This is a genomic window from Pseudomonas sp. BJa5 (genome assembly GCF_030272875.2).
Lineage (GTDB): Bacteria > Pseudomonadota > Gammaproteobacteria > Pseudomonadales > Pseudomonadaceae > Aquipseudomonas.
The window spans coordinates 25,549-37,620 of the sequence record NZ_JALRNG020000050.1 but is presented as its reverse complement, the minus strand read 5'-3'; the positions used below and the strand labels follow the sequence as shown (position 1 = coordinate 37,620).

General features: G+C 61.9%; 10 protein-coding genes, 3 tRNA genes and 1 riboswitch. Of the genes, 2 read left to right on the top strand and 11 right to left on the bottom strand.

Going from position 1 to position 12,072, the window contains the following annotated elements:
- Positions 1-11: 11 nt before the first annotated feature.
- The 6 genes from M2D63_RS23085 to alaS all read right to left on the bottom strand — a co-directional run bounded on the left by M2D63_RS23085 (position 12) and on the right by alaS (position 4,830).
- Positions 12-88, bottom strand: a tRNA-Arg gene (locus M2D63_RS23085).
- Between the two features lie 76 nt (positions 89-164).
- Positions 165-241, bottom strand: a tRNA-Arg gene (locus tag M2D63_RS23080).
- A gap of 108 nt (positions 242-349) precedes the next feature.
- A tRNA-Ser gene (locus M2D63_RS23075) sits at positions 350-440 on the bottom strand.
- A gap of 72 nt (positions 441-512) precedes the next feature.
- Entirely contained in the window at positions 513-701 is a 189-nt protein-coding gene (gene csrA / locus M2D63_RS23070) for a carbon storage regulator CsrA (RefSeq protein ID WP_010226667.1), read from the bottom strand.
- Positions 702-887: 186 nt separating this feature from the next.
- Complete coding sequence (locus M2D63_RS23065; RefSeq protein ID WP_285865375.1) at positions 888-2,123, bottom strand: aspartate kinase; 1,236 nt, start codon at positions 2,121-2,123, stop codon at positions 888-890.
- An 88-nt stretch (positions 2,124-2,211) separates the two neighbouring features.
- Complete coding sequence (gene alaS, locus M2D63_RS23060; protein WP_285865374.1) at positions 2,212-4,830, bottom strand: alanine--tRNA ligase; 2,619 nt, start codon at positions 4,828-4,830, stop codon at positions 2,212-2,214.
- Positions 4,831-5,184: 354 nt separating this feature from the next.
- A riboswitch (FMN riboswitch) is annotated at positions 5,185-5,336 on the top strand.
- A gap of 93 nt (positions 5,337-5,429) precedes the next feature.
- On the opposite strand from alaS, the gene M2D63_RS23055 reads away from it, so the two are divergent.
- Both M2D63_RS23055 and M2D63_RS23050 read left to right on the top strand, forming a co-directional pair.
- A complete protein-coding gene (locus M2D63_RS23055; RefSeq protein WP_285865373.1) occupies positions 5,430-5,936 on the top strand; it encodes a 6,7-dimethyl-8-ribityllumazine synthase in 507 nt (168 codons plus the stop codon).
- Positions 5,937-6,067: 131 nt separating this feature from the next.
- Positions 6,068-6,826, top strand: a complete 759-nt coding sequence (locus tag M2D63_RS23050; RefSeq protein ID WP_285865372.1) for a hypothetical protein — start codon at positions 6,068-6,070, stop codon at positions 6,824-6,826.
- Positions 6,827-6,832: 6 nt separating this feature from the next.
- On the opposite strand, the gene astE is transcribed toward M2D63_RS23050, so the two are convergent.
- From astE to astA, 5 genes are read right to left on the bottom strand one after another with little or no spacing between them, the layout of a single operon-like run.
- Entirely contained in the window at positions 6,833-7,840 is a 1,008-nt protein-coding gene (gene astE, locus M2D63_RS23045) for a succinylglutamate desuccinylase (RefSeq protein WP_285865370.1), read from the bottom strand.
- 15 nt (positions 7,841-7,855) lie between these two features.
- A complete protein-coding gene (locus tag M2D63_RS23040) occupies positions 7,856-8,146 on the bottom strand; it encodes a topoisomerase II (RefSeq protein ID WP_010226660.1) in 291 nt (96 codons plus the stop codon).
- Positions 8,147-8,160: 14 nt separating this feature from the next.
- The gene (gene astB / locus M2D63_RS23035; protein WP_285865369.1) at positions 8,161-9,510 is read right to left on the bottom strand and encodes an N-succinylarginine dihydrolase; all 1,350 of its coding nucleotides are present in this window, start codon (positions 9,508-9,510) and stop codon (positions 8,161-8,163) included.
- Positions 9,511-9,534: 24 nt separating this feature from the next.
- Positions 9,535-10,998 (bottom strand): succinylglutamate-semialdehyde dehydrogenase, encoded by a 1,464-nt coding sequence (gene astD / locus M2D63_RS23030; RefSeq protein WP_285865368.1) that lies wholly within the window; start codon positions 10,996-10,998, stop codon positions 9,535-9,537.
- The gene (gene astA, locus M2D63_RS23025) at positions 10,998-12,023 is read right to left on the bottom strand and encodes an arginine N-succinyltransferase (protein ID WP_285865367.1); all 1,026 of its coding nucleotides are present in this window, start codon (positions 12,021-12,023) and stop codon (positions 10,998-11,000) included. Before astA ends, astD begins: the two co-directional genes overlap by 1 nt.
- Between the last annotated feature and the right edge of the window lie 49 nt (positions 12,024-12,072).

Genomic DNA, 12,072 nt, shown 5'->3' with positions numbered 1-12,072 from the left:
GCTTCGTCGTATGGTGCACTCAGGAGGATTCGAACCTCCGACCGCTCGGTTCGTAGCCGAGTACTCTATCCAGCTGAGCTATGAGTGCAGGGTTGGCGCTTGATGGACCAGATCACCTCTGGTTACAGCTGAAGCAATTTTCAATAAGAAACCGCTTCGTCGTATGGTGCACTCAGGAGGATTCGAACCTCCGACCGCTCGGTTCGTAGCCGAGTACTCTATCCAGCTGAGCTATGAGTGCATTTGTTGCCGCGCATTATAGGCCGCTAAATCATTTTGCCAAGTACTTTTTCGTTTAATTTCAACGACTTAAGTGATTCAGGCAGATTACAGCGTCCTACATGAATAATGGCGGAGAAGGGGGGATTCGAACCCCCGATACCCTTGTGAGGTATACTCCCTTAGCAGGGGAGCGCCTTCGGCCACTCGGCCACCTCTCCGCAACACGGGGCGTATAATAACCAGACCCTTCCCCGTTTGCAAACTCTTTTTTGAAAAAAAATCGATAAAAATTAATGGGTTGGTTCTTCGTCCTTCTCTTTCTTGATCCGCAGGTAGATTTCCTCGCGGTGGACGGCTACTTCCTTGGGGGCATTTACCCCGATTCGCACCTGGTTTCCTTTGACGCCGAGCACGGTCACGGTGATTTCGCCGTCGCCTATGATCAGGCTCTCGGCGCACCGTCGAGTCAGAATCAACATACCTTTCTCCTAACGAAATTCAGTTCAGGGATAAACAGTCTGCAAAAAAAAGGGCTTCGGCCCGCAACCCGCCAGGGCAGCCGACCTACGCCTAAGTATTGACCAGCGCGCACGAAACGAAAGATTTCTCACACCAGCCAGAAACACGAAGGGCGCGGCATGGCCGCGCCCTCTTGAGACAACGCCTTACTCGCCCTGGCGGGCCGGGGCGTCCAGCTCGAAGGCGGTGTGCAGGGCGCGCACGGCCAGTTCCAGGTACTTCTCTTCGATGACCACGGAGACCTTGATCTCGGACGTGGAGATCATCTGGATGTTGATGCTCTCCTTGGCCAGGGCTTCGAACATGCGGCTGGCAACACCAGCGTGGGAACGCATGCCGACACCGACGATCGAGACCTTGGCGATGTTGGTGTCGCCTACCACTTCGCGAGCGTTGAGCTCCTCGGCGGTCTTGTCCAGGACCTTGTGGGCCTTGTCGTAGTCGTTGCGGTGCACGGTGAAGGTGAAGTCGGTGGTGTTATCGTGCGAAACGTTCTGCACGATCATGTCGACTTCGATGTTCGCGGCACTGATCGGGCCGAGGATCTTGAAGGCAACGCCCGGGGTATCCGGTACGCCACGAATGGTCAGCTTGGCTTCATCGCGGTTGAAGGCGATGCCGGAAATGATCGGCTGTTCCATGGATTCCTCTTCATCAATAGTAATGAGGGTACCCGGACCCTCCTGGAAGCTGTGCAGCACGCGCAGCGGAACGTTGTACTTGCCGGCGAACTCGACGGCACGGATCTGCAGGACCTTGGAACCGAGGCTGGCCATTTCCAGCATCTCTTCGAAGGTGATCTTGTCCAGGCGCTGTGCCTGGGACACCACGCGCGGGTCGGTGGTGTAGACACCATCGACGTCGGTGTAGATCTGGCATTCGTCAGCCTTGAGCGCCGCCGCCAGGGCCACGCCGGTGGTGTCGGAGCCACCGCGACCGAGGGTGGTGATGTTGCCGTGCTCGTCGACACCCTGGAAACCCGCGACCACGACCACGCGGCCGGCCTTGAGGTCGCCACGGATACGCTGATCGTCGATCTGCAGGATGCGCGCCTTGTTGTGCGCGCTGTCGGTGAGGATACGCACCTGGTTACCGGTGTAGGACACCGCCGGAACGCCCCGCTTGATCAGCGCCATGGCCAGCAAGGCAATGGTCACCTGCTCGCCGGTGGAGACGATCACATCCAGCTCACGCGGAACCGGTTGCTCGCTCACCTGCTTGGCCAGGTCGATCAGGCGATTGGTTTCGCCGCTCATTGCCGACAGTACAACCACCAGGTCATCGCCGGCATCGCGGAATTTCTTGACCTTGTCGGCAACCTGCTCGATTCGCTCGACCGTGCCGACCGAAGTGCCGCCAAATTTCTGTACGATCAACGCCATTTCAAAGCCGCCTCAGCCCATGAAGGGCACCCAATAAACATTCAAACGACACCGTGGCCCGCCACTAGACGACGGGCCGATCGATGCCTTAAACGCCCTGCTCCACGAATGGAACGGTCAGGGCCAGTGCGTTGTCCAGCGCGGCGGTGTCTACGCCACCACCTTGCGCCATGTCCGGACGACCGCCGCCCTTGCCGCCCACGGCAGCAGCGGCTTGCTTCATCAAATCACCGGCTTTGAGTTGGCCAGTCAGGTCCTTGGTCACGCCGGCAACCAGCACGACCTTTTCCTCATGGACACTGCCGAGCAGGATCACTGCGCGGCCGAGTTTGTTCTTCAGCTGATCGACCAGCGCCAGCAGCGCCTTGCCATCCTGGCCGTCCAGGCGTGCAGCCAGGACCTTGACGCCCTTGACCTCGACCGCCGCGTTGGACAGATCGTCACCCGCAGCGCTGGCCGCCTTGGCCTGCAGTTGCTCCAGCTGTTTTTCCAGCTGGCGGTTGCGCTCCAGCACAGCCGACAGCTTGTCGATCAGGTTGTCGCGATTGCCCTTGACCAGCTGCGCGGCCTCCTTGAGCTGCTCTTCGGCAGTATTCAGGTAGGCCAGTGCCGCTTCTCCGGTGACCGCTTCGATACGGCGCACGCCGGAGGCAACGCCACCTTCGCTGATGATCTTGAGCAGGCCGATATCACCGGTACGCTTGGCGTGGATACCACCGCACAGCTCGACGGAGAAATCGCCGCCCATGCTCAGTACCCGGACACTGTCGCCGTACTTCTCGCCGAACAGCGCCATGGCGCCCTTCTGCTTGGCGGTGTCGATATCGGTCTCTTCGGTTTGCACCTCGGAGTTCTTGCGCACTTCGCGGTTGACGATGTCTTCCAGGGCCTTGAGCTGCTCCGGCTTGACCGCCTCGAAGTGGCTGAAGTCGAAACGCAGGCGCTGGCTGTCGACCAGCGAGCCTTTCTGTTGTACGTGATCGCCCAGCACCTGGCGCAGGGCTGCGTGCAGCAGGTGAGTGGCGGAGTGGTTCAGCGAGGTGGCGTGCTGGACATCGGCATCGACTGTTGCCTGGACCTTGGCACCGACCACCAGGTTGCCGCTGGCAACCACGCCGTGGTGCAGGTAGGCACCACCGGTCTTGGTGGTGTCGCGCACGTCGAAGCGCACGTTGCCGGCCTGCAGGTAGCCGGTATCGCCGACCTGGCCACCGGCCTCGGCGTAGAACGGCGTGCGGTCGAGGATGACCACGCCCTGCTCGCCTTCGCCCAGTTGCTCGACGACCTTGCCATCCTTATAGATAGCAACGATGCTGGCTTCACCTTCAGTGTTGGTGTAGCCGGTGAACTCGGTGGCCACATCGACCTTGACCAGGGTGTTGTAGTCCAGGCCGAAGGCGCTGGCGGAACGGGCGCGCTCGCGCTGCGCTTCCATTTCGCGCTCGAAGCCTGCCTCGTCGATGGTCAGCTCGCGCTCGCGGGCGATATCGGCGGTCAGGTCCATCGGGAAGCCGTAGGTGTCGTAGAGCTTGAACACCACGTCGCCCGGCACCACGGTGCCCTTGAGCTCGGCCAGGTCCTGCTCGAGGATCTTCAGGCCCTGCTCCAGGGTCTTGGCGAACTGCTCTTCTTCAGCCTTGAGCACGCGCTCGATGTTGGCCTGCTGCTGCTTGAGCTCCGGGAAGGCCTCGCCCATCTCGGCCACCAGGGCCGCAACGATCTTGTAGAAGAAGCTACCGGTGGCGCCCAGCTTGTTGCCGTGACGGCAGGCACGACGAATGATGCGGCGCAGCACATAGCCACGGCCTTCGTTCGAAGGCAGCACGCCGTCGGCGATCAGGAAGCCGCAGGAGCGGATGTGATCGGAGACGACCTTGAGCGAGGACTGCTCTTCGTTCTTGCAGCCGATGGCTTCGGCAGCGGCGGCGAGCAGGTTGCGGAACAGGTCGATCTCGTAGTTCGAGTGCACGTGCTGCATGACCGCACTGATGCGCTCCAGGCCCATGCCGGTATCCACCGACGGCGCCGGCAGCGGGTGCAGTACGCCATCGGCAGTACGGTTGAACTGCATGAAGACGTTGTTCCAGATCTCGATGTAACGGTCACCGTCTTCCTCTGGCGAGCCGGGTGGGCCGCCCCAGATGTCCGGGCCGTGGTCGTAGAAGATCTCGGTGCAAGGACCGCACGGACCGGTATCGCCCATGGTCCAGAAGTTGTCGGACGCGTAAGGCGCACCCTTGTTGTCGCCGATACGCACCATGCGCTCGACCGGGACGCCGATTTCCCGGGTCCAGATGTCGTAGGCTTCGTCGTCGCTGGCGTAGACGGTGACCCAGAGCTTTTCCTTCGGCAGTTTCAGCACGCCGGTGAGGAAGGTCCAGGCGTAGGTGATGGCATCGCGCTTGAAGTAATCACCGAAGCTGAAGTTACCCAGCATTTCGAAGAAGGTGTGGTGACGGGCGGTGTAGCCGACGTTTTCCAGGTCGCTGTTCTTGCCACCGGCGCGTACGCACTTCTGGCTGCTGGTGGCGCGGGTGTAGGCGCGCTTTTCCTGGCCAAGGAAGCAGTCCTTGAACTGGTTCATCCCCGCGTTGGTGAACAGCAGGGTCGGGTCGTTGCCCGGAATCAAGGAGCTGGAGGCAACTCGGGTATGTCCCTGCTCTTCGAAGAAGCGAAGGAAGGCTTCACGGATTTCTGCGCTTTTCATAGGTTCTTCCACGGAAACGGCGGCCTGAGGCAAATGCTTGCGTCAAATTGACGAAACGACGGCAAAGGGCCGCATTATATCGGGCCTTAGGCTTGGGTGCAGTGTGTTTATGCTATGGAAACCGTCAATTGGACGGCTTGCAACGACAATGTCAGACAAAAGCAGAAAAAAATCGTAGCGAAACACGTACTGGTACCGGGCCCTGGCTGATGTTGCTGCTGGATATTAGGGGTACGCCCCTGGCCATTGGCAAGATTTCCCGGATGAAACGTCGTAAATCCCGGAAAAATCGTTAGCAGCCTATACGTTTGCTGGAAATCTGTGTTAATAATTCCCCGCCACCGATGACGGTGGCAACGTTCTCAGGGCGGGGTGCAATTCCCCACCGGCGGTAATTGCGCACCTTGCGCATAGCCCGCGAGCGCTTGCAGGCACCCTTGCAAGGTCAGCAGACCCGGTGTGATTCCGGGGCCGACGGTCATAGTCCGGATAAAGAGAGAACGGGATAGGCACGTCCGTGCCTGTCGTTGCGCACCTGCGTGGCGAAGTCCCCTTCGATCCAGATGCCCTGTTTCTCATACAAACAGGAGTCCGTTTCAATGCAACCCACCGCAATCGATAGCAAAAACCCTACCCACGAGCGTATCGCCTTCATCCAGGCCTGCTGGCACAAGGATATTGTCGACCAGGCACGCAAGGCCTTCGTCGAAGAGATGGGCAAACAAGGCTATCAGGCGAGCGACATCGATTTCTTTGAAGTCGGCGGTGCCTTCGAGATTCCCCTGCATGCCAAGCTGCTGGCCCGTACCGGCCGCTATGCCGGTATCGTTGCCGCGGGCCTGGTGGTCGACGGCGGCCTGTACCGCCACGAGTTCGTCGCCCAGTCGGTGATCAGCGGCCTGATGCAGGTACAGCTGGAAACCGAAGTGCCGGTGTTCTCCGTGGTCCTGACCCCGCACCACTTCCACGCCGGTGACGAACACCAGAACTTCTACTTCGAGCACTTCCTGGTCAAGGGCGCGGAAGCTGCGCAGACCTGTGCCGATACCCTGCAGAAGCTACGCGCCCTGCGCCGCATCGAGCCGGTACAGAAACGCGCCGTCTGACCTTCGCTGCACAGCGGGCGCCGTCGACAACGACGCCCGCATTCCATGCCTTGTACCAACAACTATGTATCGCCTTTGCAATCGCCGCTGATCGTAGGCTCGGATCTCACTAGAACCAAGAGATCGGCAACATGACCAATGGCACGGAATCAACCCCCATCAGGATCGACGGCAAGGTCGCGACACCATCCGCAGTCATAGAGGAACTGGATGAGCAAGTTCCCGGCTTCTGGGTAACTCGCGAGCGCTACCCGCTGCACAAGGATGCCCGCGTATACATGGAGCGCTGGCTGCAGTCGGCGCTTGAAGACTGGGAAGATGCTGGCGAAAGTGACGAAATCGTCGTCTGGTCCCGCTCCTCGGCTGTCGGCCTGAGCCAGCAGGATAATCAGCTCACGCTGCGCATTGATGATCAGGATTACCTGATAACCCCGTCCTCTCCCGCGCAACGACTGACGCTGCAACTCATGAAAAGTGAACTACCGCCCGGGTTGGGAGAAGGCATCAGCTGGCCCTTGCGGATAGACAGCGCTGCTAGCAGCAGCAAATCCGTGGCCCACACCGAAGACCCGGGGCTGCAGATCTATGGCACACCGCAGTTCCAGTTCAGGGTATTGAGCCAGCTGGCTCTGCTGGACGGGAATAAAGAACTCAAGGCCCTGCTGGACGACAGCCGACAATCCCTGGGGGACAGGCACACCAGGGTGCTGATCATGGAGTTGTATGTCCAGGAGAAAGGCCGTTTCGGCCCCACCCACTCCACATTCAACCGGGAAGGTGATGTAGCGTTGCTCTACAACCCTTACCAGAGCAGCGAATCCGGCCTGGAACTGTTCAAGTTGCTCTATCGCCTCTTCACAGCCCTGGCCACGCCGTCCCCTCTCCCGTAACCAGGCTCAGCCCAGCTGATCCGGGTTGGCCGGCACAATGAGGATGCCCGCGCGCAAGCCATTCTTCACCTTCGGATTGGGGAAGATGATGCGGGCCCCCTCCTCCTCGACCACCCAGCGCGACTCAGCGAGGTCTTCGGCCAGCAGGTAGCCCTTGGACAGCTCGGAGAAGTTTTCGATATCGGCCGGCAGGTGCAGGCGGAAGCTGTCACTGTGCTTGATGATCTCGCGGGCCACGCTGAACAGCTGCAGCCCGTCCAGGCCAGAGGGCTCTTCAGGCTCGTTGCCTTCGATGATCTGTTTGAGGCGGGTTTCCAGGCGTTTCAGGTTGACCTGCGCGTTCTGCCCGAACGGCCGCGCCTTGCCCAGTTCCAGGGTAAAGGCTTCGGCATCGAGCTGCTCGTAGGTGAAGGCGGTGAAGGTGATCGATACCTTGCTCTGCAGCAGCACCGCTTCCATGCCGGCGGCCCGCAGGCGCACCAGTTCGCGACGCGAGTGCTGGCGACCAGCCTTGAACGGATAGAGCGCGAACTGCTCGATCTTCGAGCCGCGAATGGCGGTATGCAGGTCGTAGTGCAGGCGGGAACGTTCCGGCTTGCTGAAGAAGGTCCGGGCGAACTGCTCCAGCTGGCCGGCGCGCAAGGCTTCGCTGCCGCTGGAGAGTTCGTGCCTGCCGTTGAACAGACGGTTGACGTCCTGCTCGATGTAGCGCTCACCCTTGCGAATCGCTTCGGGGTTGCCGAACAGGAACAGAATACGGGCGCGCGGCTTGATTTCACCGCGGGCAATACCGTGCAGGAGCTCGTCGAGCAATTCGATCGGGGCGGTTTCATTGCCATGGATACCTGCCGAAAGCAGCAGGTCCATGCCATTGTCGCGCGCCTCCGGCGGGTGCACTTCCAGCGCCCCCTCGCCGAGCCAGCGCATGCGCACGCCCCCGACAGTCACCTGAGTCTTTTCTGCCGGTTCATGACCGGCCAGGGTCAGGTCAAGCAGTTTGCCGAGGGCGAGCATGGGCTATTCCTTTCCTTAGTGATGGTGGCCGCAGTCGGGACCATGAACGTGATCATCATCGTCGCCGGCATCGGCCGGTTCCATTTCCAGCTGCAGGCTCACCAGGTTGGTGGCCAGCGGGCGCAGCAGCAGGTTGGCGTACTCGGTGTCGTCTTCTTCGACGTCGACGCCGATCAGCAGCTGACCGCGGCCATCCTGCTGGATCCACACCTCCTTGCCTTGCCAGACCACCGCAAAGCGGGTGCAGGAGGTTTCCAGCTGGGTGCCATCGTCATCTTCAAGGATCAGCTGCAGGGCGTCGGACATAGTCGAATTCTCTTTCAAGGTTGGAGTTGGAACGGATACACCGAGCCCAGCTTGAGGATCTGGGTCAGTTCATCCAGTGCCGTACGACACTCCACCAGCAGTTGCGGATCGGCCAGGTCGGTTTCGCTCAGGCGATCGCGGTAATGCTTGTCGACCCATTGGGTCAGGGTGTCGTACAGCGGCGCCGTCATGATAACCCCTGGATTGACCGCCGCCAGTTCCGTTTCGTTGAGTGCCACGCGCAAACGCAGGCACGCCGGACCACCGCCGTTCTGCATGCTCTGCTTGAGGTCGAACACCTTGACCTCGGAGACCGGGCCACCCGATGCGGTCAGGGACGACAGGTAGGTCCAGACCCGCTCGTTGTTGCGGCATTCTTCCGGCACGATCAGTAGCATCGAACCATCGGCGCGGGACAGCAACTGACTGTTGAACAGGTAGGAGCGCACGGCGTCTTCCACGGTCACAGCCGAACGCGGTACGCAGATCGCTTTGAAATTGCCACCCCGTTTAGCCAGTTTAGCTTGCAGTTGGCCAAGCATCGCCTCGGTCTCGAGGAAGGCGTCTTCGTGGTAGAACAGCACTTCGCCGTTGCCCACCGCGATCACGTCGTTGTGGAACACCCCCTGGTCGATCACCGCCGGGTTCTGCTGGGCGTAGACCACGCCTTCCTCGCTCAGGCCATGCAGACGGGCAACGGCCTGGGAGGCTTCGAGGGTCTGGCGCGCCGGGTATTTCTGCGGCGCCGGGTAGCGGTTGTCGAAAGCGCTGCGGCCATAGACGAAGAACTCCACGCCCGCCTCGCCATAGCTGCGGCAGAAACGCGTATGGTTGGCTGCACCTTCGTCACCGAACTGGGCCACCGCCGGCAGCGCGGCGTGATGGGCAAAGTGCTTGTCGTTGGCGAACATCGCCCCCAACACGCGGCTGGTAGTCGGGTGCTCGATGCTGCGGTGGTACTTGCAGTTGAGGTTGGCGGCAGTGAAATGCACGCGACCGTCTGCGGTGTCGGCGCTCGGGCTGACCGTGGCGGCGTTGGCCACCCACATGCTCGACGCCGAGCAACTGGCGACCAGCAGCGGCATGGCATCCTTGGCGGCCTGCTGGATGACTTGTGCATCGCTACCGGAAAAACCCAGGCGACGCAGCGCGGCGACATCCGGACGCTCCTGCGGGGCGAGCACGCCCTGCTGGAAGCCCATTTCCATCAGCGCCTTCATCTTCGCCAGGCCCTGACGCGCGGCTTCGCGCGGGTTGGAGGCCTGCTGGCTGTTGCTCTGCGAGGCAACGTTGCCGTAGGACAGACCGCCGTAGTTGTGCGTCGGTCCCACCAGTCCATCAAAGTTCACTTCAAACGATTTCATCGGCAAGGCTCCGTGGACCTTTTGTTATAGGGAGACGCCCGGCGTCAGGGTGGCAGGCAGGGTCAGGCTGGCGGTCTCCAGCGAGGCTACCGGGTAGGCGCAGTAGTCAGCCGCGTAGTAGGCACTGGCGCGGTGGTTGCCGCTGGCGCCCACGCCACCGAATGGCGCGCTGCTGGCGGCACCGGTCAATTGCTTGTTCCAGTTGACGATGCCGGCGCGGCTGTTGAGCCAGAAGTACTGGTAGCGCGCACGGGAATCGGACAGCAGGCCGGCCGCCAGGCCGTACTGGGTGTTGTTGGCTTCGGCGATGGCCGCATCGAAATCGCTGTAGCGGATCACTTGCAGCAGCGGGCCGAAGAACTCTTCATCCACACGCTCGGCAACCGCCGTGACATCGACGATGCCCGGGGTCAGCAAGGCAGCCGTGGCGTTCGGCTGGGTCATTGCCAGCAGCGACACGCCACCGTTGGCCAGCAGGTGCGCCTGGGCATCGAGCAGCGCCTTGGCCGCGCCCAGGGAAATCACCGAACCCATGAACGGCGCCGGTTGCTGGTCGAAGGCACCGACCGAGATGTTCTTGCACACCTCGACCAGGCGCTTGAGCAGTGCGTCGCCCCAGGCACCTTGCGGCACCAGCAAGCGGCGCGCACAGGTGCAGCGCTGGCCGGCGGAAATGAAGGCCGACTGGATGATGGTGTAGACCGCCGCGTCCAGGTCCTTGACCTCGTCGACCACCAGCGGGTTGTTGCCGCCCATCTCCAGGGCCAGGATCTTGTCCGGGCGACCGGCGAACTGCTGGTGCAACAGGTTGCCGGTACGGCTGGAACCGGTGAAGAACAGGCCGTCGATACCCGGGTTGGCCGCCAGGGCCACGCCGGTTTCGCGGGCGCCCTGGACCAGGTTCAGCACGCCTGCCGGCAGGCCGGCCTCGATCCAGCACTTGACCGTCAGCTCGGCGACCTTCGGGGTCAGCTCGCTGGGTTTGAACACCACGGTGTTACCCGCCAGCAAGGCCGGCACGATATGGCCGTTGGGCAGGTGACCGGGGAAATTGTACGGGCCGAACACGGCCACCACGCCGTGGGGCTTGTGGCGCAGTACCGCAGTGGCATCGGCCAGCGGACCGCTCTTTTCACCGGTACGCTCGCGATAGCTCTGCACCGAGATGGCCACCTTGTTGACCATGCTGGTCACTTCGGTAGCGGCTTCCCAGAGCGGCTTGCCGGTTTCCTCACCGATGCAGTGGGCCAGCGCATCGGCATTGGCCTTGAGCGCGGCAGCGAAGGCTTCGAGCACACTGATGCGCGCTTCCAGGGACTGCACGGCCCAGCCGGCGAAGGCCTGACGTGCGGCCTTGACGGCGCTGTCGACCTGTTCGGCGCTGGCGCCCTGGCCTTGCCAGATAACCTTCTGGCTGACCGGATCCAGCGATTGCAGTGCCTCGCCCTGCCCTGCCTGCCAATTGCCGGCAATAAAGTGAGTCGTCATTACTTGGCCTCCCGGGCAGCGGACAGTGTTACGGCACGCACCTGGTCACCGGCGCTCAGGCGCAGGCGTTTGGCGGTCTGTGGATCGACCACCAGGGTGCCGGCCGCAAGGCGTGCGGGTGCTGCGGTGATGCGGCAGTCCTCGCGCTTGCGGTTGTGGATGATGAACGGCGTGGCGTCGTCGCCCGGCGTGCCGACGGCCAGCACCAGCGCCTGGCTGTCCTGCACCGCGCGGATCTTGGCGGTTTCGCACTCGACGGCGGGGCCGGCGTCGAAGATGTCGACATAGCCCTGGTAGCTGAAGCCTTCGCTCTTGAGCATGGCCAGGGCCGGCTCGGTGTCGGTGTGCACCTTGCCGATCACCCCGCGCGCAGCTTCGGACAGGAAGCAGGTGTAGAGCGGGAACTTGGGCATCAGCTCGGCGATGAAAGCCTTGTTGCCAACACCGGTGAGGTAGTCGGCCTGGCTGAATTCCATTTTGAAGAAATGCCGGCCCAGGCTTTCCCAGAACGGCGAGCGCCCTTGTTCGTCGGACATGCCGCGCATTTCGGCGATGATCTTGTTACCGAACAGTTCCGGAAACTCGGCGATGAACAGCATCCGCGCCTTGGCCAACAGGCGGCCATTGAGGCCGCTGCGATGGTCGGCCCGCAGGAACAGCGAGCACAGCTCGGAGTTGCCGGTCAGGTCGTTGGCCAGAAACAGCGTCGGGATTTCCCGATAGATGTTCAGCTCCTGGGAGGCGCTGACGGTCAGGCCCACCCGGTAGTTGTACCAGGGCTCGCGCAGGCCGACAGCCCCGGCGATGGCGGAAATGCCGACCACCACGCCTTCGTCGTTTTCCAGCACGAACAGGTAATCGGCATCGCCCCGCTCGGCAGTGCCCTGGAAGGTCTTCTCGGCCCAGCCGACGCGGTGCGCCAGGCGCTCTTCGTTGGCCGGCAAGGTGGTCAGGCCGGTGCCGGTGCTGCGCGCCAGCTCGATCAGCGCGGGTAAGTCGCTGCTGCGTACGGGACGAACGATCATGCTATCTCCTCGGGCGGCGGCCTCGGGCCTGCCGCAAAACTCGACCTGG

What these genes read in the sequence shown, in the direction of transcription:
- csrA (WP_010226667.1), bottom strand. Translation starts at nt 701, where the DNA reads ATGTTGATTCTGACTCGACGGTGCGCCGAGAGCCTGATCATAGGCGAC.
- M2D63_RS23065 (WP_285865375.1), bottom strand. Translation starts at nt 2,123, where the DNA reads ATGGCGTTGATCGTACAGAAATTTGGCGGCACTTCGGTCGGCACGGTC.
- M2D63_RS23040 (WP_010226660.1), bottom strand. Translation starts at nt 8,146, where the DNA reads ATGTCCGACGCCCTGCAGCTGATCCTTGAAGATGACGATGGCACCCAG.
- astE (WP_285865370.1), bottom strand. Translation starts at nt 7,840, where the DNA reads ATGCTCGCCCTCGGCAAACTGCTTGACCTGACCCTGGCCGGTCATGAA.
- astD (WP_285865368.1), bottom strand. Translation starts at nt 10,998, where the DNA reads ATGACGACTCACTTTATTGCCGGCAATTGGCAGGCAGGGCAGGGCGAG.
- alaS (WP_285865374.1), bottom strand. Translation starts at nt 4,830, where the DNA reads ATGAAAAGCGCAGAAATCCGTGAAGCCTTCCTTCGCTTCTTCGAAGAG.
- M2D63_RS23050 (WP_285865372.1), top strand. Translation starts at nt 6,068, where the DNA reads ATGACCAATGGCACGGAATCAACCCCCATCAGGATCGACGGCAAGGTC.
- astB (WP_285865369.1), bottom strand. Translation starts at nt 9,510, where the DNA reads ATGAAATCGTTTGAAGTGAACTTTGATGGACTGGTGGGACCGACGCAC.
- astA (WP_285865367.1), bottom strand. Translation starts at nt 12,023, where the DNA reads ATGATCGTTCGTCCCGTACGCAGCAGCGACTTACCCGCGCTGATCGAG.
- M2D63_RS23055 (WP_285865373.1), top strand. Translation starts at nt 5,430, where the DNA reads ATGCAACCCACCGCAATCGATAGCAAAAACCCTACCCACGAGCGTATC.